Raw genomic sequence first — 20,527 nt, forward strand, 5'->3', positions numbered from 1 at the left:
TTATGAAGGTTCTCTCGGTTTCGTCCGAAGTCTTCCCCCTGATCAAGACAGGGGGCCTGGCCGATGTGGCCGGCGCCCTGCCCATCGCACTGAAGCCCTATGATGTCGAGACCAAGACACTCATTCCGGGCTATCCTGCGGTCATGAAGGCTATCCGCGATCCGGTGGTCCGTCTGGAGCTTCCGGATCTCCTCGGCGAGCCAGCCACCGTTCTCGAAGTCGAGCACGCGGGCATTTCCTTCCTGGTGCTCGACGCACCGGCCTATTACAGCCGCACCGGCGGCCCCTATGTCGATGCGACGGGCAAGGATTATCCCGACAACTGGCGGCGTTTCGCCGCGCTGTCGCTGGCCGGCGCGGAAATTGCCGCCGGCCTCCTGCCGGGCTGGCGGCCGGATATCGTGCATGCCCATGACTGGCAGTCGGCCATGGTGCCAGTCTACATGCGCTACTATCCGGCGCCGGAATTGCCGAGCGTGCTGACGATCCACAACATCGCTTTCCAGGGCCAGTTCGGCGCCGATATCTTCCCCGGCCTGCGTCTGCCGGCCCATGCCTTTTCGATGGAGGGCGTGGAATATTACGGCGATGTTGGGTTTCTCAAAGGCGGGCTGCAGACTGCGCATGCACTGACCACGGTCAGCCCTTCCTATGCCGAAGAAATCCTGACGCCGGAATTCGGCATGGGTCTCGAAGGCGTCATCGCCAGCAAGGCCTATAACCTCTACGGCATCGTCAACGGCATCGACGACGGCATCTGGAATCCGGCGACCGATCCGATGATCGCGCAGACCTATAGCGCGGCAACGCTGAAGGATCGCGCCGTCAACCGCCACGGAGTCATCGAGCATTTCGGCCTCGACGACGATGATGGTCCGATCTTCTGCGTCGTCAGCCGGCTCACCTGGCAGAAGGGCATGGATCTTCTGGCAAGTGTTGCCAGCGAGATCGTCCACATGGGCGGCAAGCTCGCCATTCTGGGGGCCGGCGACGCGGCGCTGGAGGGCGCGCTGTTTGCCGCGGCCGGCCGTCATCGCGGCCGTGTCGGCGTTTCCGCCGGCTATAACGAACCCATGTCGCATCTGATGCAGGCCGGTTGTGACGCGATTATCATCCCCTCGCGCTTCGAACCCTGTGGCCTCACGCAGCTTTATGGCTTACGCTATGGCTGCCTGCCGATCGTTGCGCGGACAGGCGGGCTCAACGATACGATTATCGACGCCAACCACGCCGCGCTGCAGGCAAAAGCCGCGACCGGAATTCAATTTTCGCCCGTCACCCCCGAGGGGCTGCTGCAGGCCGTACGCCGTGCCATGCACCTCTTCCAGGATCGAAAGGTCTGGACGCAGATGCAAAAGCAGGGCATGAAATCCGACGTATCCTGGGGCAGGAGCGCAGAACGCTACGCCGCTCTCTACTCCAGTCTAGTCTCGAGAGGCGCTTAACCCGATGATTAAAACCATACCCACCACCCCCTACGCGGATCAGAAGCCCGGCACCTCGGGCCTGCGAAAGAAGGTTCCCGTATTCCAGCAGCCGAATTATGCGGAAAACTTCATCCAGTCGATTTTTGATTCGCTCGAAGGCTATCAGGGCAAGTGCCTGGTCATCGGCGGCGACGGCCGCTATTACAATCGCGAAGTCATCCAGAAGGCCATCAAGATGGCCGCCGCGAATGGCTTCGGTAAAGTGATGGTCGGCAAGGGCGGCATCCTCTCCACGCCCGCAGCCTCCAACATCATCCGCAAATACAAGGCCTTCGGCGGCATCATCCTGTCCGCGAGCCACAATCCCGGCGGCCCGACCGAAGACTTCGGCATCAAATACAACATCAGCAATGGCGGCCCCGCGCCGGAGAAGATCACCGACGCCATCTATGAGCGCTCGAAGGTCATCGACAGCTACAAGATATCCGACTTCCCGGACATCAACCTCGATCGCATCGCCCGCGAAGATGTGGGCGGCATGATCGTTTCCGTTATCGACCCCGTCGAAGACTATGCGGCCCTGATGGAAGAGCTGTTCGATTTCGGCGCGATCCGCAATCTGATCAGCCTCGGCTTCCGCCTGAGCTTCGACGCGATGAGCGCCGTCACCGGCCCCTACGCCAAGGAAATCTTCGAAATCCGCCTCGGCGCGCCGGACGGTTCGGTTCGCAACTTCCTGCCGCTGCCGGATTTCGGCGGTCATCATCCGGATCCGAACCTCGTCTACTGCAAGGAGCTTTACGACGACATGATGAGCGACGATGCGCCCGATTTCGGCGCGGCATCGGATGGCGACGGCGACCGCAACCTCATCATCGGCAAGGGCATCTACGTCACCCCGTCCGACAGCCTGGCGATCCTGGCTGCCAACGCCAATCTCGCTCCCGGCTATTCGCATGGCATTGCCGGCATTGCCCGCTCCATGCCGACCAGCGGCGCCGCCGATCGCGTTGCCGAAAAGCGCGGCGTCGGCATCTACGAAACGCCCACCGGCTGGAAGTTCTTCGGCAACCTGCTCGATGCCGGCATGGCGACCATCTGCGGCGAGGAAAGCTCCGGCACCGGCTCCAGCCATGTTCGCGAAAAGGATGGCCTCTGGGCCGTGCTGCTCTGGCTGAACATCCTGGCCGTTCGTGGCGAGAGCGTCATCGATATCGTGACGCAGCATTGGGCCACCTATGGCCGCAACTATTATTCCCGCCACGACTATGAGGGCGTCGACACGGATGCCGCCAATGGCCTGATCTCGACGCTGCGCGAAAAGCTGCCGACCCTGCCGGGCACGAAGTTCGGCGATCTCACCGTTTCCGCCGCCGACGACTTCGCCTATCACGATCCGGTCGACAAGTCGGTCAGCCAGCATCAGGGCATCCGCATCCTCTTCGATGGCGGCTCCCGCGCGGTTTTCCGCCTCTCCGGCACCGGCACGACGGGCGCAACACTGCGCGTCTACATCGAGCGCTACGAGCCCGATCCGACCCGTCACAATATCGAAACCCAGGAAGCACTGGCCGACCTCATCGTCGCTGCCCAGGATATCGCCGATATCAAGGGCCGCACAGGCCGCGACGCACCGACGGTGATTACCTAACGGCAAACTCTGCAGAGTTCCCCCTCACCCTGCCCTCTCCCCGAGGGGAGAGGGGGATTGTGCCATAAGCACCTTCTCCCCTCGGGGAGAAGGTGGATTTCGGTGGTTGAGTAAAGCGAAATCGCCGAAAGACGGATGAGGGGGTTATCTGAGAGCGACGGCAAATTGTAGCACCTGGTCGCTCCAACCTCCGAAAATGGAAAGCCCGCGAGACATGTCAGAGCCGACAACCCGCTGCCTTGGAGCGACCCTCACCGAAACAGGTGTTGAATTTGCCGTCGCATCCAAACATGCCGAGCGTTTGGAGCTCTGCATGTTCGACGCCGAGGGCCACAAGGAGATCGCGCGTCTGCCCATCACCCGTGACGGCGACGAGCACCGCCTCTTTGTGAAGGATGCCAAGGAAGGCACGCGCTACGGCCTGCGCGCCCATGGCACCTATGATCCCGATCGCGGCCTGTGGTTCGACCCGTCCAAGCTGCTGGTCGATCCCTATGCCAGGGAGATCGACCGGCCGTTTCGCTACGATCCGCGCCTGGGGGTCTTCGGGGCCGACACACAGGATCTGATGCCGAAGGCGATCGTCTCGCGCGATGTCGCCGTCAAGCCGGCCAAGCCTTTGTTTCAGCCCGGCGGCCTGATCTACGAGATCGCCGTAAAGCCCTTCACCATGTTGCATCCGGATGTGCCGGCTAAGAAGCGCGGCACGCTCGGCGCCCTCGCCCATCCCTCCGTCATCGCGCATCTCAAGCGCCTGCAGGTTGATGCCGTCGAGTTGATGCCGATTACCGCATGGATCGACGAGCGGCACCTGCCGCCGCTCGGCCTTACCAATGGCTGGGGCTACAACCCGGTCGCCTTCATGGCGCTCGACCCGCGTCTCGTGCCCGGCGGCATGAAGGAGTTGCGCGAGACGGTCGCCGCCCTTCACGCCGAAGGGATCGCCGTCATCCTCGATCTCGTCTTCAACCATACGGGCGAAAGCGACCGCCAGGGGCCGACCTTGTCATTGCGCGGCCTCGACAACCCCACCTATTTCCGCCACCTGCCGGACCAGCCCGGTATGCTCGTCAACGATACCGGCACGGGCAATACCATCGCCAGCGACCAGCCGGCGACGCGCAAGCTCATCATCGACAGCCTGCGCCATTTCGTCCGGGCTGCCGGCATCGACGGCTTCCGCTTCGATCTCGCCACCGTGCTTGGCCGCAACGGCAAGGGCTTCGATCCGGAAAGCATGACGCTGCGCACCATGCTGGCGGACGAGGTGCTGCAGGATCGGATCATGATCGCCGAACCCTGGGATATCGGCGCCGGCGGCTACCAGCTCGGGAATTTTCCCGCACCCTTCCTTGAATGGAACGACCGCGCCCGCGACGACCTGCGCCGCTTTTGGCGCGGCGATGCCGGCATCGGCGATCTCGCGACCGTGCTTGCCGGCTCCTCCTCCATCTTCGGCCGTGACGGGCGCGCGCAGACGCGCAGCGTCAATTTCCTCGCCGCCCACGACGGCTTCACGCTGATGGACCTCGTTTCTTACGAGAACAAGCACAATGAGGCCAATGGCGAGAAGAATCGCGACGGCCACAATGAGAACTTCTCCTGGAACAACGGCATCGAAGGCAAGACCGACGACCCGTCGATCCAGCGCAAGCGCCGCGCCGATATCGAAGCCATGCTGTCGACGCTCTTTGCCACGCGCGGCACGATCATGCTGACATCAGGCGACGAAGGCGGGCGCAGCCAGCAGGGCAATAACAATGCCTATTGCCAGGACAATGCCATCACCTGGATGGACTGGAAGGTGCTGGACGAGGAGCTGATCGGCCATGCCGCATGGCTTGCCGGCCTGCGCCGCCGTTTCGCCGCCTTCGGCGACATGGACTTCTTCCATGGCGATGGCGATGTGTTCTGGTTCTCAAGCGCGGGAATGCCGATGGCGGTGCCGGATTGGGAAGCGCCGAGCGCGAGCGTGCTCGGTATGGCGCTGCGGACGCAGGATCGCGCCACCGGCCGCTCGACACGGCTTGCCATTCTGTTCAACCGCGCAGCCGAAGAGCTCCATGCCACACTGCCCGCCTCGGAAAATGGCGGCTGGTCGCTGCTGACGACGACTGGCGAAACGACAGTCGGTGAGCCAATCACCGTTCCCGCCCGCTCCGTCGCCTTTCTTCTGGAAAAATGATCGCGGTTGCACTTTCAGTCTCGATTCGCCAGAAAGGGTCAGCGGCCACTTAGACTAACGAGGATGGAATGCCCGGCGAAATTTCGCTTGTTGAGATCATGAAACAGACGGGAACGGAGATCGGCATCTCCGATTGGATCATCGTGGAGCAGACGATGATCGACACCTTTGCCGATGCAACGCTCGATCATCAGTTCATCCATGTCGATCCCGAGCGCGCCAGGGCGGAAACGCCCTATGGCGGCACCATCGCCCACGGCTTCCTGACGCTCTCCTTACTCTCGGCGATGAACTACAGCGGCCTGCCGAAGATCCGCGAACAGACCATGGGCATCAATTACGGCTTCGAGAAGATCCGCTTCATGTCGCCGGTCAAATGCGGCGCGCGCGTGCGCGGACGCTTCATGCTTGCCGAAACGCGGCTACGCGGCGCCAGCATGCTGATGCTGACCTATGACGTAACAGTCGAGATCGAGAACGAGCGCAAGCCGGCGCTGACTGCGACATGGACGACCATATCGCAGTTCGACCCGAAGGATCGGCCGGAGGAAAACTAAAGTCCGGCATCCTCCGCGCCCTCGGCCAGAAGGCCGAAGGCGTAGTCGGAGAAGGAGCGCCAGACTTCGACACGGAACGTCTCTTGATCGAGGCGCAGCACCACGACTTCCGCCTTGCCGAGCAGCGTGCGCGAGCAGGCGCCGACGGGAAATGCGCTCAGCGAAACATCCTGCGGGCAGCCGGCGGCAAGTGTTGCTTCCGCGCCGGGACCGGAGACGATCACAGCCGTATTGCGATGCGAGACATCGGTCGCCGAGTGCAGAGCGCCAGCTGATGCGGCCAGGCCGACCAGATCGGCGCCGCTCTCATCGATGACAAGCCATTCGTCCGGACCGAGCCAAAGGGCATGACGCCCGTTGGCGCTGGCAGACGTCTTCGGCCGGGTCGGCACTTGCAGGCCAAGCGCCTGCGAAAGACCGCCGACGGAATCGGCCGGTGCGCGCAGTGCAATGCGGCTTGCGGGGGCTGCGGACGTCAGCCGGACGGTGGAAGAACCTCCGTGGCGGCCGGCGAGCGGCGGTTTGCGGGTAGCGAGATCAGCCATTGATCCGGCCTCCTTCCTTGTCAAAGAACACCAGATCCGTCACCTCGACGGCAATCGTCTTGTCGGGCATCGGCACATAAAGCGTCTTGCCCATGCGCTCTCGCCCGCCGGCAACCAGCGCGAAGGCGATGGAGCGGCCGAGATTTTCGGACCAGTAGGAAGAGGTGACATGACCAAGCATGGTCATCGGCTTCGGTTCGTTCGGATCGGCGACGATCTGCGCGCCTTCCTCCAGCACCACCTTCGGATCGCGCGTGACGAGACCGACGAGCTGCTTGCGCCCTTCCTTGACGAGATCCGGCCGCTTCAAGCCGCGAATACCGACGAAATCGGTCTTCTTCTTGGAAACGGCCCAGGCAAGGCCGGCGTCATCGGGCGTTACCGTGCCATCGGTATCCTGGCCGACGATGATATAGCCCTTCTCGGCGCGCAGCACGTGCATGGTTTCCGTGCCGTAGGCGCAGGCGCCCAGCGGCTCGGCGCGAGCCCAGACGGCCTCCCAGACGGACTGGCCGTAATCGGCCGGCACGTTGATTTCATAGCCGACTTCACCCGTGAAGGAGACGCGGAACAACCGTGCCGGCACGCCGCAGACCTTGCACTCGGCCACGCTCATATGCGGGAAGGCCTCGTTGGACAGATCTTGGCCTTCGACGAGCGGCTCGATGATCTCGCGCGCCTTCGGACCCTGGATCGCGATGACGGCCCATTGCTCGGTGGTCGAGGTCAGCCACACCTTCAGATGCGGGAATTCGGTCTGCAGATAGTCTTCCATGTGATGCAGCACGCGCGGCGCGCCGCCGGTCGTGGTCGTCACATGGAAACGATCCTCAGCCAGACGCCCGACGACGCCGTCGTCATAGACGAAGCCATCCTCGCGGGTCATGATGCCGTAGCGGCAGCGGCCGGGTTTCAGCGTGTCCCAGGCATTGGTGTAGAGGAGGTTCAGGAATTCCGCCGCATCCGGCCCGACCACTTCGATCTTGCCGAGCGTCGAGGCATCGAACACGCCGGCCACTTCGCGCGCCGTGCGGCATTCGCGATCGACGGCCTGATGCATGGTCTCGCCGGCGCGCGGATAGAACCAGGCGCGCTTCCAGTTGCCGACATCTTCGAAGATCGCGCCATGCGCCTCTTCCCAGGCATGCATCGGCGTCTTGCGGGTGGGATCGAAAAGAGGCCCACGCGAATGGCTGATCAGCGTGCCGTAGGTGACAGGCGTATAGGGTGCGCGGAAGGTGGTGAGACCGACCTGCGGAATATCCTTGCCAAGCATTTCGGCGGCAATCGCCAGCCCATGCATGTTGGAAAGCTTGCCCTGGTCGGAGGCCATGCCGTTGGTGGTGAAGCGCTTGATATGCTCGATGGAATGCATGCCCTCGCGCACGGCAAGACGGATATCCTTGGCGCAGACGTCGTGCTGGAAATCGACGAAGGCCTTGGCATTCGTGTCCGGCCCGGCGCCTTCGGCAGCACCGATCATGCCGCCTGTCCACTCGAAAGCCTGCTCGGCATGAAGCTGGATCTTCTCGCCGCCATTGGTCGCGCCGGTGGCGCGCGCCATCAGCTCGCCGGCTGCCAGCGATTCCTCGATCGCCGCCTGCAGGCCATCCGTACCGTTGCACGCACCGACCGAAAGGCAATCCTGAACATAGGTGCCCGGCAGGAAGCGCTGCTTCTCGGCATCGAATTTCAGCTTGCCGCGCGACTGCGAGAAGAGATGAACGGAGGGCGTCCAGCCCGATGAAACCAGCAGGGCATCGATCGCGATCTTGCGCTTGGCGGAGCTGCCGTTGCGCGCGACGGTCATCGAGGAAACGCGAAGCTTGCCGGCCGTATCGATGACGGCATAATCGGTCATCACCTCGATACCGAGCCGCTTCGCCTCGGCCAGAACCGCCTCGCCCGGCCGTGCCCGGCTATCGACGATGGCGGCAACGGAAACGCCGGCACGCTTCAGATCGAAGGCGGCTTCATAGGCCGAATCATGCGCCGTATAGACACCGATTTTCGCGCCGACGGCGACGCCGTAATGATTGAGATAGGCGCGCGCGGCGGAGGCGAGCATGATGCCCGGCCGGTCGTTGTTCGGAAACACCATGTGGCGTTCGATGGCGCCCGTCGCCATGATCACGCGCTTGGTGCGCACCTGCCACAAACGCTCGCGCGGCAAGTCGCGGCCCGGCTTCGCCAGGTGATCTGTCACGCGTTCGGCAAGGCCGACGAAATTATGATTGTAGTAGCCGAAGGCCGTCGTGCGGGTCAGCACCTGGACATTCGGCATCGCCTTGAGCTTGGCGACGATAGTCTGTGCCCAGTCATAGCCTTCGACGCCGTCGATCTTGGTGCCGGTGTCGAAGCGCAGCGCGCCGCCGACTTCCGGCTGCTCGTCGCAGAGGATGACCTTGGCGCCAGTTTCGGCAGCGGCCATAGCCGCGGAAAGACCAGCAATGCCGGCGCCGACGACCAGCACGTCGCAATGGGTATAGCGGCTGGCGTAATGATCCGGATCTTCCTCCGTCGGCGCGACACCGAGACCGGCGGCGCGGCGGATGAAGGGTTCGTAAATGTGCTTCCAGGCCGCCTTCGGCCACATGAAGGTCTTGTAGTAGAAGCCGGCCGCAAAGAACGGCGACATGAGATTGTTGACGCTGCCGACATCGAAAGCCAGCGACGGCCAGCGGTTCTGCGACTGCGCCTTCATGCCGTCGAAGACTTCCTGCACGCTGGCGCGCACGTTCGGCTGCCGCCGCGCCGCATCGCGGGAGATATCGAGCAGCGCGTTCGGCTCTTCGGCTCCGGCTGACAGGATGCCGCGCGGACGGTGATACTTGAAGGATCGGCCGACGAGGTGCACGCCGTTGGCAAGCAGCGCCGAGGCGACAGTATCGCCTTCGAGCGCGGTATAGCTCTTGCCGTCAAAAGTGAAGCGAGCGGTTCTGGCCGGCGTCAGACGTCCCTTGCCCGCGATACGATTGGCGCCGCTCATTCAGCAAATCCCTCTGTTTGTACCGTCTGTTCTTGTTCGTTCTGATGCTGTGCGACCGGCTTGGAAGCGCCCGGCAGCAGCGTCGCGGGATCCGGCTTCGGCTCGCCGGCCTTGTAGGTGCGGTAGAAATGGTCGCTCACCGTGTCGCGCGCCGCGTTGAAAAAGCGGCCGCAGCCATGGATATGCCGCCAGCGCTCGAAGATCATGCCCTTCGGGTTGTCGCGCAGGAAGAAATACTCCTCGAATTCCTCATCCGAGATCCCGGCGATATTGGCCGGCCGCACGATATGCGCGTCGCCGGCGTTGCGGAATTCGAGTTCCGAACGCTCTTCCTCGCAATAGGGGCAGTAAATCAGCAGCATCGTTTTCTACCTGTGTTAAAGCTCGGAGCCGGAAAGGCTTGTGCCGGGAGGCTGGGCGCAGAGCCGCCGTCCCATGATGACGAAAGGTGTTATGCGCTTCAGCAGCGCCTCCAGCGAACCATAGGGTTTCAGCACGTCGGTCATCCCCATATTGACCAGGCTCATGCCGAACAGATCCGTATCGAGCACGAAAGCGCGCGTTGCCTCGGGCTTCTGCTCCGGCACGAAATAAACGGCCGGCTTGTTCAGCACCTTGGCGCAGGCAAGCACGCCGCTCTCGGCCGTGAAAGGCCAGTCGGCCTCATCCTTCGCCTTGTGGATCACCTGCATGCGAAAATCCTTGGCCCCTGGAACAAGATCGTTGACTGCGGTCACGATCGTTCCTGCCGGCAGTGAAAGCCCCGCTGCAAGAACGATCCCGACCGCCGCCGACATCAGTGCGCCACGGCGGCCGCTGCCGCCTCATCGATCAATCGGCCGGTGCGGAAGCGATCCAGATTAAGCCCGGCATTGAACCGATGCGGCTCGTCGCGGGCAATCAGATGCGCGAACAGATTGGCCGAACCCGGCGTCGCCTTGAAGCCGCCCGTGCCCCAGCCGCAATTGACATAGAGCCCCGGCACCGGCGTCTTCGACTGGATCGCCGAACGGTCCGGCGTATTGTCGACGATGCCGCCCCAGGAGCGCATCATCTTCACGCGGCGGAACATCGGGAACAGCTCGCAGATCGCATCCAGCGTGTGGGTGATGATCTGCAGGCCGCCGGTCTGGCTGTAGGAATTATACTGGTCCGTGCCGGCACCAATGACGAGCTCGCCCTTGTCGGATTGCGAGATATAGGCATGCACCGTGTTCGACATGACGACGCAGGGGAAGATCGGCTTCAGCGGCTCGGAGACGAGCGCCTGCAGCGGGCTCGATTGCAGCGGCACGCGCACGCCGGCCATCTGCATGACGACGGTCGTATGGCCGGCTGCGGAAACGCCGATCTTCTTGGCGCCGATGAAGCCCTTGCTGGTGTCGACGCCGGTCACGCGACCATCCGGCCCGCGGCGAATGCCGGTCACTTCGCAATTCTGGATGATGTGCACGCCGCGATCGGAAGCCGCGCGGGCAAAGCCCCAGGCGACAGCATCGTGGCGCGCCGTGCCGCCGCGACGCTGCAGGGCGGCACCGTTGATCGGATAGCGAGCGGTCTTCGAAATATCGAGCGGCGGACAATAGGCCCTGGCCTGTTCGGGCGTCAGCCATTCATTGTCGATGCCGTAGAGACGGTTGGCGTGAATATGCCGTTTGAAGGACTGCTGGTCATGCACATTGTGCGACAGCATCATCACGCCGCGCGGCGAATACATGACATTGTAATTGAGATCCTGAGAAAGCCCCTCCCAGAGCTTCATCGAATGCTCGTAGATGTGCATGCTCTCTTCATAGAGATAGTTCGAGCGGATGATGGTCGTGTTGCGGCCGGTATTGCCGCCGCCGAGCCAGCCCTTTTCGATCACGGCGACATTGGTGATGCCGTGCTCCTTGGCGAGATAGTAGGCGGCACCCAGGCCATGACCGCCGGCGCCGACGATGATGACGTCATACTCCTTGCGCGGCTCCGGCGAGGTCCATTGAGCCTCCCAGCCCTTGTGAGCCCGCATCGCTTCCCGTGCCACGGCAAAAACCGAGTATTTACGCATTCGCCCTCAACTCCTTCAGGCAAGACGCCCTTCTTGTGGGTCATACAAATCGCAAATCAAAAACCGACACAACGGCTCTTTTGCGACGCATTCAGGACCGTCTTTCGACACGGTTAAAATTGCCGCGTTCCCGGTTGGCCCGCTTATGACCTCTTAGCAGTTTTATTTGCGCTGCAGATGGCAGACCTTCACCCGTCCGCCATGACCATCCTTACGCCAGACACACCCCTCTTTCCGCGGCTTCTCATTATAAAGATAGATCCTCGCACGATGCTTGCTGTCGAAGGTCTGATTGGAAAAGTCGTGACCGCCGATGCGGACATTCTTGCCGAGTCGCACTTCGCCGGCCGTGGCGGGTGCAAGCGCTGCGACGAGAACGACGAGGGCAAAGATTGGCGCTGCAAGCAATCTTCCAGCGACAACAAAATCAAGCGATTTCATAAAACGATTCTCCCTGGCCTTAGACAACTGCTTGAATGGCACAATTGCCATAACGCATGAATGATTGTGATCCGGAATACCCACGTGAGCATGTCAATGTCGCAAAGATAGGCGCGCCGATCCGGCACTTAATGGCTTCGACGAAGCCAGACAGGCATCGCCGCCGCAACTCAGCCCTCGACAAACCGCTTTTTCCTCTGCAAAGTCACGATCTGGCTGGACTTTGACAAACCGATCTGTTATCTCGCCTAACCAATCGCAAGGCTGCGGCTTCGCGAACGTTATATTTTTGCCTCCTGGCGCTGCTGTTGCCGCTGGCATCAACCAAACCAAAGGAACGTGATTCTCGTGCAGGTACTTGTCCGCGATAACAATGTCGACCAGGCTCTCCGCGCTCTCAAGAAGAAGATGCAGCGCGAAGGTATTTTCCGCGAAATGAAGATGCGCGACTACTATGAAAAGCCGTCGCAGAAGCGTGCTCGCGAGAAGGCTGAAGCTGTTCGTCGCGTTCGCAAGCTCGCACGCAAGCGCGCTCAGCGCGAAGGCCTGGTTGCCAAGTAATCGCCGTTTTTTCGACGTTTTCAGACGCATGTGGGGCGGGGGCGAGTCGTTCGCCGCCGCCTTTTTGATTTATTCTCTGCGCAAATCGGATTAAATCAGAACAGCCTGATATGACGCATGGGGAAAGCGAACCCGATAATGGCAATGACGACCTCCGTAAAGTTCCGCACTTCGAACCTCTCCTTGCGCGTTTCGAAGCGCGCCGCGGCGATGCCCGCCTTGGCGATACTTGCCGCAATCAGCCTTTCCAGTTGCCAGACCGCATCGACGGACAACGTGATCCGCATCGACAAGGCGCAAGGTTCCTCGGAAAATATCGCTTCGCTGACTTCCGTCATCAATTCCAATCCACAGGATCCGGAAGGCTACAATGTTCGCGGCACGGCCTATGGCCGCGGCGGTGATTTCAACCGCGCCCTTGGCGACTTCAACCAGGCGATCCAGCTCAATCCGAAGTTCTATCAGGCCTACGCCAACCGCGCGCTCATCTACCGCAACATGGGCAAGTTGCCGGAAGCGGTCGCGGACTACAGCGCCGCCCTGCAGATCAACGGCAATTACGATGTCGCCTATATCGGCCGAGGCAATCTCTACCGCCAGTCCGGCCGCGACAACGACGCCTTCAACGACTATTCGAAGGCGATCAGCCTCGGCACCACCGATGGCCGTGCCTATAATGGCCGCGGCGTGATCTTTCAGAAGCGCAATCAGCAGGACAAGGCGATCGACGACTTCTCGAAGGCCATCTCGCTGTCGCCGAACTCGCCGGAACCCTACAACAGCCGCGGCATCTCCTATCTCGCGCAGAACGACGACGACAACGCCTTCGCCGATTTCAACCATGCCATCGATCTCAACAACAAGGTCGCCGAATCCTGGGCAAACCAGGCCTTCGTCTATGAGCGCAAAGGCGACAAGGCGAAAGCTCGCCGTTCCTTTCAGCATGCTGTCAATCTCGATCCGAACTACCAGCCGGCCAGGGACGGCCTGGCGCGTGTCGGCGCCGGCGCCTGATACGCGGGTCGCATCGCGATAAGGACATCGAGCCGCCGGCGATCCTTCGCCCGGCGGCTTTTTTGCGCTGTTGAACGGCTAAGGCGCGTCGCGATCTTTGAGATTCGCTCGGTGCGCGTTACAGCGCCGCGCGTCTTTTAAGACGCGCCAAGGACGCTGTAACACTTTGAAATGCTGCATAATTTTTCCCTTAAATCGATTCCGATTTAAGGAATTATGCAGTAGGCTCTTGATTTTCCGCATGTCGTTATTGCAAAACCGCTGCACAGTTTTTGCGCGACATGCGTTAGTCTCGAAGCATTCCTATCCGAACGAGGCAGCGACATGCCCTCCCCTCAGAAGATCATCGTCATCGGCGCCGGCATCATCGGTGCATCCATTGCCTGGCATCTCCAGCGCAAGGGCGCGTCCGTCACCGTGGTCGCGGAGCAGGCCGGCGGTGTGGCGACGCCGAATTCCTTCGCCTGGATCAATGCAAGCTGGGGCAATCCGGAATTCTATTTCCATTTCCGCCACCGCTCGATGAGCGAATGGTCAAGGCTTGCGGCGGAGCTTCCCAGCCTGCCGCTATCCTGGTGCGGCGGCCTGTGCTGGGATCTCCCGGAGGCAGAGCTGGACGCCTATGCGGCCCAGCATCACGGCTGGGGCTACGGCATACAGCCGGTCAACCGAGCCACCAGCACGATGATCGAGCCGAATCTCGCCAATCCGCCGGACTATGCGATGCATGTCGCCGAAGAAGGCGCCGTCGAACCCGTTGCCGCAGCCGAGCTGCTCTTGAAAGATGCAACGCGGCGGGGCGCTGTCCTGTTGTCCGGCGTCGAAGTCAAACGCCTGCTGAAGCAGGGCGAGCGGATCATCGGCGTCGAAACGAGCGAAGAGGCGATGCGTGCCGACCACGTCGTTCTTGCCGCCGGCGCGGGCACGGCAGCGCTTGCGGCGTCGGCCGACATCCATGTGCCGCTGGAAGCGCCGCCAGGGCTCATCGTTCATTCCCGCCCCGCGCAAAAGCTGCTGAACGGTCTGGTGACGGCGCCGGAACTGCATCTGCGCCAGACGGCGGAAGGGCGGATCATTGCCGGCGGCGACTTCGGCGGCACCGATCCCGGCGACAATCCACAGGCGGCTGCCCGCGAACTTTTCGCCAAGGTCAAAACAACCTTGAAAGGTGGCGAGGCGCTGGAGCTCGATTTCCAAACCGTCGGCTATCGTCCGACGCCTAAGGATGGCCTGCCCATTCTGGGCGGCGTCGATGGCGCGCCGGGCCTCTATCTCGCAGTGCTGCATTCGGGCGTCACGCTGGCGCCGCTCGTCGGCCTGCTTGCGGCCGAGACGATCGTCGACGGCAAAGACGACGATCAGCTTCTTCCCTTCCGCCTTTCACGCTTTGCCTGACCCTCCCCAAAAGCATGGGCGGCGCAACTCAGGGGATGCATCGCCACAGTCGTAAATACCCGAGATCGCTTATGATTTCGAAGCAATGACTTTTCAGATGTTGCAAGGCAATTTACCGAGCCCTAACATGGAGACTTCGAGAGCATGTAGCTCGGGACTGGGCATGGGGGCGCTTGGCATGATGACCAAAACCATTCTTTTCGCGTTTGCCGGCGCTTTGGATCGTCATGGAGGCACGATCGGTTGATCGCCCCATGAGGAAGCCGCATTTCCCGAAAGCGTCGATTGGGGCCTATCTGATCGCCATAGCCCTGGCGATTGCCTTGCCTATCCTGGCCTTCGTCGCCCTCCTTCTCGTCCAGCTCGAGAACAATGAACGCGATGCGCTGAAAGGCGATACGGTTCAGGACGCCCAGGCTTTGGCACGCGTCGTCGACCGCCAGCTGCAGGACATGGCGACGACGTTGCGGTTGCTGTCCTCCTCGCCTGAACTCGAGCGCAACGATATCGCCACTTTCTTCGCCCGGACGGAGACGGTCCTGCGCACTGATTCCCTCTTCGTCCTGCTCATGGAAAAGGATGGCCAGCTGAGATTGAATACCCGCTGGCCGTTCGGCAAACCGCTCGGCAAGACCGGCAATATAGCAGCACTGCAATCGGCGCTGACCTCCGGACGAATCGAGGCATCCGATGTTTTCATCGGTACGAATGCCCGCCGCTGGGTCTATAACGTCACCCTTCCGCTCGAACATTCCCCGGCCGGAGCCGCCTTGGCGGTAACCCAGGATGCGGACGAACTCGCCAAGCTCGTGACCACGGAAGCTTTGCCGCCCGGCTGGTCGGCTGCCGTGTTGGATAAATCCGGCCATGTCGTCGCCGCCGGCGGCCCGACGACGCTCGCGCCGGGCGACGCATTCAAAAAGGATATTCTACCGAAGTTGATCGCATCCAGCGGCGTTTACCAGGATGAGAAGATCCTGCCGAACGCGGTGCTCGGCTATGCGCAAATTTCCGGCTGGTCCTGGAAGGCCGTCGTCTGGGGACCGATCGCATCGGCGCAGGCCTCGCTGATGAGCACCTGGCGCTTTCTGATCTATGGCGGCGTGACGCTGCTGTTGATCGCGCTGATTGCCGTCTATGCGCTGGCGCGGCAAGTGCGCATCACCATTCAAAGCATTGCCGACATGGCCGACCGCATGGGCCGGGGCGAGATCGTATCGCCGGTCGACACCAGCGTCATCGAGGCGAACCAGGTGGCCGTGGCGCTTTCCAACGCATCCTTCGACCGCAGCGTCACGGAAGATCGGCTGCATTTCGTCATGCACGAACTCGTTCACCGCACCAAGAATCTGCTGGCGCTGGCCCAGGCGATGACCCGGCAGCTCGCACGGCAGACCGACAGCGTCGACAGCTTCCAGCGCGCCGTCGCCGACCGGCTGGAAGGGTTGGCGCGTTCGATCGAGGTCCTGACCAGCGAACAATGGTCCGGTGTTTCGCTGCGCCGCGTGATCGACATCCATCTTGCGACCTTCCTGCAGGGACCGCAGCAGCTCGATGTCCTCGGCAACGATTTCCTATTAAAACCGGAGGCGGTGCAGAATCTCGGCCTGGTTCTGCATGAGCTCGCGACCAATTCTGTGAAATACGGGGCGCTTTCGGCTCCCGAAGGCAAGATCACCATCGAATGGACGACAGAGGTCGGCGAAAGCGGACCGATGATCCGCTTCGTATGGACGGAAAGCGGCGGCCCCCCGGTCAATCCGCCAAAGGAAACCGGCTTCGGCACCACCGTGACGAAAACGCACGCCGCTGCGTCCTTCAGCGGTAGCGTCGAGGTCGATTTTCGCCCAACCGGCCTTGTCTGGATATTGATCGCCCTGCGCGGCACGATGGAGCGCGAGCGGAGCTAGAGCAGTTCCAGGAAAAGTGCGCGGCGGTTTTTCGTCCGGAATGCGTAGAAAAACAAGAAGATAAGGCGTTTTCGCGATTCGAAGAAAAGCGGAAATGCTCTAATACCTATGGCTGGATGACGGGAGTATCGGCACGAGCAAGCAACAGGGCTCGCTCTTTTTCATTGTTGGTCAATTCGGCGGCGCGGCGGAATTCCGCGCGGGCTTCGGCCGTTCGTCCCAATTTCGCCAGAAGATCGCCCCGCACTGTCGGCAATAGATGCGATTCCTTCAGGCGCGGCTCATCTCTCAGAGCATGGACGATAGCAAGACCTTGGGCGGCACCGAAGGCCATGCCGACGGCAACCGCTCGGTTGATTTCGACGATCGGCGACGGCGCCGCAAGGGCCAGCGCTTGGTAGTAGGCCGCGATGGCAATCCAGTCGGTATCGGCGGCCGTCACGGCCCGGGAATGACAAGCCGCAATCATCGCCTGTAGCAGATAAGGACCAGGCATCGACGTCAGGACCATGGCGCGGCCCAGACAGTCGAGACCGCTCCGGATCAGCGACCAGTTCCATCGGCTACGGTCCTGGTCGAGCAGCAGGATCGGATTGCCCGTCCCGTCAACGCGAGTGGCAAAGCGCGAGGCATGCAATTCCATAAGGGACAGAAGTCCCAGCACTTCAGGCTCTTCCGGCATCAGCGCCGCCAGCGAACGGCCAAGGCGCAATGCCTCGCCGCACAAATCGGCACGCAGCCAATGCGGCCCTTCCGTTGCCACATAACCTTCGTTGAAGAGCAGATAGACCACTTCCAGCACGGCGGCGAGACGCTCCCGACGCTCCGCGCCGCGCGGCGTCTCGAATGCTATGGCGGCATCGCGTAAGGTTCGCTTGGCGCGCACGATGCGTTGGGCGATGGTGGCTTCGGGCAGCAGGAACGCGCGACCGATCTCCGGCGTAGACAGCCCGCCCAGCAGTCGCAGGGCAAGCGCGGCCCGTTGCTCGGTGGGCAGCACCGGATGGCAGGCGGTGAAGATCAGTCGCAGCAGGTCGTCATCTATATCTTCATCGAGCGCCGCCTCGATATCCGGTATTCCGCGTTCAAGTTCGGCAAAGTCGATAACCAGTTCGCGATGTTTGCCGTCGATCAGCGTTGTGCGGCGCAGCCTGTCGAGTGCCCTGTTCTTGGCGACTTGCGTCAGCCAGGCGGCCGGGTTGCGCGGAACGCCATCGCGAGGCCAGCGTTCGAGGGCCAGCACAAAGGCGTCCTGCGCAATCTCCTCGGCCAGGCCGACGTCGCGCAGCAAGCGGTTCAGCCTGGCGGCGAGCTTTGGCTGCTCGATCCGCCAGACCGCTTCGATGGTACCTGACGTGGTCACCCCTTCAGCTCATCGAAGCCTTCAGCCGCCTTCTGCACATCCTCCGGAAATTCGCTCATCTCGAAGATGCGGCGAACCTCGATGACGTCACTTTCCGATGCCGGGCAACGGCGCGCCCACTCGATGGCCTCGTCGCGCGAACGCACGTCAATGACCCAATAGCCGCCCAGCACTTCTTTGACTTCGGCGAACGGGCCGTCGACGACAGCAGGCTTTCCACCCTTGAAGCTCACGCGAGCTCCGGAGGACGGCGGATGCAGCCCGTCGAGCGCCAGAAGCACGCCGGCCTTCTTCAGCTCCTCATTGTATTTCATCATCGCCTCGACCGCCTCCGCACTCGGCATGGTGTCGGGAGTAGCGGAAGCGTAGCCGCCGGGGATCATCAGCATCATGAATCGCATGGGTCTTTCTCCTTGGTTGGTTAGAACATACCACACGACGAACCAGGCACCGCGAAATCGACGGGAGTTCGAAAATAAATTCATTTTCTTTTGCGGGGCGCGCAGGAATAAGGCAGACGTGAAACTTGGATACGCAGCAACACTCACCTCGACCATCTTCCGGTCAAGGAGGCTTGTCGATCCGACTTCAAATTCAGCCGAACTTCGATCGAATGGGTGGGACGTTTCGACGTCTACTCGTTCATCGCCTTGACGATCTCCTCGGTCACCTTCTTGGCGTCCCCAAGCAGCATCATAGTGCCGTCCTTGTAGAACAGCGTGTTGTCGATGCCGGCATAGCCGGAGCCGAGGGATCGCTTGACGAAGAGGCAGGTCTTGGCCTTGTCGACATCGAGGATCGGCATGCCGTAGATGGGCGAGGTCTTGTCGTCGCGCGCCGCCGGATTGGTGACGTCGTTCGCACCGATGACATAGGCGACATCGGCCTGGGCGAATTCCGAATTGATATCCTCGAGCTCGAACACCTCGTCATAGGGCACATTGGCCTCGGCCAGCAGCACGTTCATATGGCCGGGCATGCGGCCGGCAACCGGATGGATGGCATATTTCACCTCGACGCCGTGCGCCTTCAGCCTATCCGCCATTTCGCGCAGCGCATGCTGGGCCTGTGCAACCGCCATGCCGTAGCCTGGCACGATGATGACCTTGGAGGCGTTCGCCATCAGATAGGCGGCATCCTCGGCCGAACCGAGCTTCACGGTCTTGTCGGAATTATCGGCCCCGCCCCCCGTCGTTTCGCCGCCGAAGCCGCCGAGAATGACCGAGATGAAGGAGCGGTTCATGCCCTTGCACATGATGTAGGACAGGATCGCGCCCGAGGATCCGACAAGCGCGCCGGTGATGATCAGCGCCAGGTTGCCGAGCGTGAAGCCGATGCCGGCGGCTGCCCATCCCGAATAGGAATTCAGCATCGACACGACGACGGGCATATCGGCGCCGCCGATCGGCACGATCAAAAGCACGCCGAGCGCCAGCGACAGCAGCACAACGGCCCAGAAGGCGAAATGGCTCTCGCTTGACGCCAGGCTGATGATGAAAAACACGATCAGGACAAGCAGGGCGGCATTGATGATGTGCCGGTTCGGCAGGAGGACCGGCTTACCGGACATGCGCCCATCCAATTTCAGGAAAGCGATGATCGAGCCGGTGAAGGTCAAGGCACCGATGGCGACGCCGATCGCCATTTCGATGCGGGCTTCCGTATGGATGTGGCCGATTTCGCCGATGCCGAAGGAAGACGGCGTATAGAGCGCCGAAGCGGCCACGAGGACGGCGGCCAGGCCGACCAGCGAATGGAAACCGGCCACGAGCTGCGGCATCGACGTCATCGGAATGACGCGGGCGATATAGGCGCCGGCCCCGCCGCCGATGGCAAGGCCGAGAACGATCAGCACGAAGCCGCCGAAGGATGGCGTCGCCAGCACCAGCGTGGTGACGATGGCAATGCCCATGCCGATCATGCCGTAGAGATTGCCGCGCCGGCTGGTTGCCGGATGCGACAGGCCGCGCAGCGCCAGGATGAACAGGACGCCGGAAACGAGATAGAGGAAAGCCGCGATATTGCTCAGCATGCCGCCCTCACCTGTCCTTCTTTTTGTACATCGCCAGCATGCGCTGGGTGACAAGGAAACCGCCGACGATATTGACCGACACGAGCACCAGCGCCACAAAGCCGAAGCCCGTGGCCAGGCCGCTCGCCGAGATGCCGACGGCCAGCAATGCGCCAACAACGATGACCGAGGAGATGGCATTCGTCACCGCCATCAGCGGCGTGTGCAGGGCCGGCGTCACCGACCAGACGACGTAATAGCCGACGAAGATTGCCAGCACGAAGATCGCAAGCTGAAAGACGAAGGGATCGACCGCCCCGCCGGTTGCGGCGCTGGCGACCTGCGGTGCCTGCGCGGCGGCGGTCCTGACCGCGGTAACGGCATCATTCAGTTGCTGGAGTGCCTGGTCCATTGCTTGGCTGGCCATC

General features: G+C 61.8%; 18 protein-coding genes. 8 read left to right on the plus strand and 10 right to left on the minus strand.

Annotation, left to right across the window (positions count from 1 at the left end):
• The first annotated feature begins 2 nt into the window (after positions 1-2).
• From glgA to CCGE531_RS15815, 4 genes are all read left to right on the plus strand, one after another.
• Positions 3-1,445 (plus strand): glycogen synthase GlgA, encoded by a 1,443-nt coding sequence (glgA, locus tag CCGE531_RS15800; protein ID WP_120665029.1) that lies wholly within the window; start codon positions 3-5, stop codon positions 1,443-1,445.
• A 4-nt stretch (positions 1,446-1,449) separates the two neighbouring features.
• Positions 1,450-3,078, plus strand: coding sequence for an alpha-D-glucose phosphate-specific phosphoglucomutase (locus CCGE531_RS15805; RefSeq protein ID WP_120665030.1), 1,629 nt, complete (start codon positions 1,450-1,452; stop codon positions 3,076-3,078).
• Between the two features lie 214 nt (positions 3,079-3,292).
• Positions 3,293-5,263 (plus strand): glycogen debranching protein GlgX, encoded by a 1,971-nt coding sequence (glgX, locus tag CCGE531_RS15810; RefSeq protein WP_120665031.1) that lies wholly within the window; start codon positions 3,293-3,295, stop codon positions 5,261-5,263.
• Between the two features lie 68 nt (positions 5,264-5,331).
• On the plus strand, positions 5,332-5,820 hold the full coding sequence (locus tag CCGE531_RS15815) for a MaoC family dehydratase (protein ID WP_120665032.1): 489 nt from the start codon (positions 5,332-5,334) through the stop codon (positions 5,818-5,820).
• On the opposite strand, the gene CCGE531_RS15820 is transcribed toward CCGE531_RS15815, so the two are convergent.
• From CCGE531_RS15820 to CCGE531_RS15845, 6 genes are all read right to left on the minus strand, one after another.
• The gene (locus CCGE531_RS15820) at positions 5,817-6,365 is read right to left on the minus strand and encodes a sarcosine oxidase subunit gamma (RefSeq protein ID WP_120665033.1); all 549 of its coding nucleotides are present in this window, start codon (positions 6,363-6,365) and stop codon (positions 5,817-5,819) included. The two genes, CCGE531_RS15815 and CCGE531_RS15820, sit on opposite strands and share 4 nt — an antisense overlap.
• Positions 6,358-9,354 carry a sarcosine oxidase subunit alpha gene (locus tag CCGE531_RS15825; protein WP_120665034.1) on the minus strand — a complete coding sequence of 999 codons (2,997 nt, stop codon included), beginning with the start codon at positions 9,352-9,354 and terminating at the stop codon, positions 6,358-6,360. Before CCGE531_RS15825 ends, CCGE531_RS15820 begins: the two co-directional genes overlap by 8 nt.
• Positions 9,351-9,716: a sarcosine oxidase subunit delta gene (locus CCGE531_RS15830; RefSeq protein ID WP_120665035.1), complete on the minus strand. Its 366-nt coding sequence runs from the start codon at positions 9,714-9,716 to the stop codon at positions 9,351-9,353. The genes CCGE531_RS15825 and CCGE531_RS15830 overlap by 4 nt, the downstream gene beginning before the upstream one ends.
• 15 nt (positions 9,717-9,731) lie before the next feature.
• Positions 9,732-10,151, minus strand: coding sequence for a hypothetical protein (locus CCGE531_RS15835; RefSeq protein WP_120665036.1), 420 nt, complete (start codon positions 10,149-10,151; stop codon positions 9,732-9,734).
• Entirely contained in the window at positions 10,151-11,404 is a 1,254-nt protein-coding gene (locus tag CCGE531_RS15840) for a sarcosine oxidase subunit beta family protein (protein WP_120665037.1), read from the minus strand. Before CCGE531_RS15840 ends, CCGE531_RS15835 begins: the two co-directional genes overlap by 1 nt.
• Before the next feature lie 162 nt (positions 11,405-11,566).
• Entirely contained in the window at positions 11,567-11,845 is a 279-nt protein-coding gene (locus CCGE531_RS15845) for a hypothetical protein (RefSeq protein WP_120665038.1), read from the minus strand.
• A gap of 348 nt (positions 11,846-12,193) precedes the next feature.
• Here CCGE531_RS15845 and rpsU point away from each other — a divergent pair, with 348 nt between their 5' ends.
• The 4 genes from rpsU (at position 12,194) to CCGE531_RS15870 (ending at position 16,725) form a co-directional block, all read left to right on the plus strand.
• Positions 12,194-12,406, plus strand: a complete 213-nt coding sequence (gene rpsU / locus CCGE531_RS15850; protein ID WP_004117638.1) for a 30S ribosomal protein S21 — start codon at positions 12,194-12,196, stop codon at positions 12,404-12,406.
• 138 nt (positions 12,407-12,544) lie between these two features.
• Positions 12,545-13,420 carry a tetratricopeptide repeat protein gene (locus tag CCGE531_RS15855; protein ID WP_120665039.1) on the plus strand — a complete coding sequence of 292 codons (876 nt, stop codon included), beginning with the start codon at positions 12,545-12,547 and terminating at the stop codon, positions 13,418-13,420.
• A 324-nt stretch (positions 13,421-13,744) separates the two neighbouring features.
• Positions 13,745-14,815: an FAD-binding oxidoreductase gene (locus CCGE531_RS15865; protein WP_120665041.1), complete on the plus strand. Its 1,071-nt coding sequence runs from the start codon at positions 13,745-13,747 to the stop codon at positions 14,813-14,815.
• A 254-nt stretch (positions 14,816-15,069) separates the two neighbouring features.
• Positions 15,070-16,725 carry a sensor histidine kinase gene (locus tag CCGE531_RS15870; protein WP_120665042.1) on the plus strand — a complete coding sequence of 552 codons (1,656 nt, stop codon included), beginning with the start codon at positions 15,070-15,072 and terminating at the stop codon, positions 16,723-16,725.
• Between the two features lie 106 nt (positions 16,726-16,831).
• Here the strand turns inward: CCGE531_RS15870 and CCGE531_RS15875 are convergent, their stop codons facing one another.
• The 4 genes from CCGE531_RS15875 to CCGE531_RS15890 all read right to left on the minus strand — a co-directional run bounded on the left by CCGE531_RS15875 (position 16,832) and on the right by CCGE531_RS15890 (position 20,526).
• The gene (locus tag CCGE531_RS15875) at positions 16,832-18,088 is read right to left on the minus strand and encodes an RNA polymerase sigma factor (protein ID WP_120665043.1); all 1,257 of its coding nucleotides are present in this window, start codon (positions 18,086-18,088) and stop codon (positions 16,832-16,834) included.
• Positions 18,085-18,489: a YciI family protein gene (locus CCGE531_RS15880; RefSeq protein ID WP_120665044.1), complete on the minus strand. Its 405-nt coding sequence runs from the start codon at positions 18,487-18,489 to the stop codon at positions 18,085-18,087. The genes CCGE531_RS15875 and CCGE531_RS15880 overlap by 4 nt, the downstream gene beginning before the upstream one ends.
• Before the next feature lie 233 nt (positions 18,490-18,722).
• Entirely contained in the window at positions 18,723-20,117 is a 1,395-nt protein-coding gene (locus CCGE531_RS15885) for an NAD(P)(+) transhydrogenase (Re/Si-specific) subunit beta (protein WP_120666880.1), read from the minus strand.
• Between the two features lie 10 nt (positions 20,118-20,127).
• Positions 20,128-20,526 (minus strand): NAD(P) transhydrogenase subunit alpha, encoded by a 399-nt coding sequence (locus CCGE531_RS15890; protein WP_120665045.1) that lies wholly within the window; start codon positions 20,524-20,526, stop codon positions 20,128-20,130.
• Position 20,527 lies beyond the last annotated feature (1 nt).

The organism is Rhizobium sp. CCGE531 (genome assembly GCF_003627795.1).
GTDB lineage: Bacteria > Pseudomonadota > Alphaproteobacteria > Rhizobiales > Rhizobiaceae > Rhizobium.

Excerpts from the sequence above, each read along its gene's own strand:
- CCGE531_RS15890 (WP_120665045.1), bottom strand. The coding sequence starts at position 20,526 with ATGGCCAGCCAAGCAATGGACCAGGCACTCCAGCAACTGAATGATGCC.
- CCGE531_RS15825 (WP_120665034.1), bottom strand. The coding sequence starts at position 9,354 with ATGAGCGGCGCCAATCGTATCGCGGGCAAGGGACGTCTGACGCCGGCC.
- CCGE531_RS15865 (WP_120665041.1), top strand. The coding sequence starts at position 13,745 with ATGCCCTCCCCTCAGAAGATCATCGTCATCGGCGCCGGCATCATCGGT.
- glgA (WP_120665029.1), top strand. The coding sequence starts at position 3 with ATGAAGGTTCTCTCGGTTTCGTCCGAAGTCTTCCCCCTGATCAAGACA.
- CCGE531_RS15835 (WP_120665036.1), bottom strand. The coding sequence starts at position 10,151 with ATGTCGGCGGCGGTCGGGATCGTTCTTGCAGCGGGGCTTTCACTGCCG.
- CCGE531_RS15820 (WP_120665033.1), bottom strand. The coding sequence starts at position 6,365 with ATGGCTGATCTCGCTACCCGCAAACCGCCGCTCGCCGGCCGCCACGGA.
- CCGE531_RS15815 (WP_120665032.1), top strand. The coding sequence starts at position 5,332 with ATGCCCGGCGAAATTTCGCTTGTTGAGATCATGAAACAGACGGGAACG.
- CCGE531_RS15845 (WP_120665038.1), bottom strand. The coding sequence starts at position 11,845 with ATGAAATCGCTTGATTTTGTTGTCGCTGGAAGATTGCTTGCAGCGCCA.
- CCGE531_RS15805 (WP_120665030.1), top strand. The coding sequence starts at position 1,450 with ATGATTAAAACCATACCCACCACCCCCTACGCGGATCAGAAGCCCGGC.
- glgX (WP_120665031.1), top strand. The coding sequence starts at position 3,293 with ATGTCAGAGCCGACAACCCGCTGCCTTGGAGCGACCCTCACCGAAACA.
- CCGE531_RS15855 (WP_120665039.1), top strand. The coding sequence starts at position 12,545 with ATGGCAATGACGACCTCCGTAAAGTTCCGCACTTCGAACCTCTCCTTG.
- CCGE531_RS15840 (WP_120665037.1), bottom strand. The coding sequence starts at position 11,404 with ATGCGTAAATACTCGGTTTTTGCCGTGGCACGGGAAGCGATGCGGGCT.
- CCGE531_RS15830 (WP_120665035.1), bottom strand. The coding sequence starts at position 9,716 with ATGCTGCTGATTTACTGCCCCTATTGCGAGGAAGAGCGTTCGGAACTC.
- CCGE531_RS15880 (WP_120665044.1), bottom strand. The coding sequence starts at position 18,489 with ATGCGATTCATGATGCTGATGATCCCCGGCGGCTACGCTTCCGCTACT.
- CCGE531_RS15870 (WP_120665042.1), top strand. The coding sequence starts at position 15,070 with ATGAGGAAGCCGCATTTCCCGAAAGCGTCGATTGGGGCCTATCTGATC.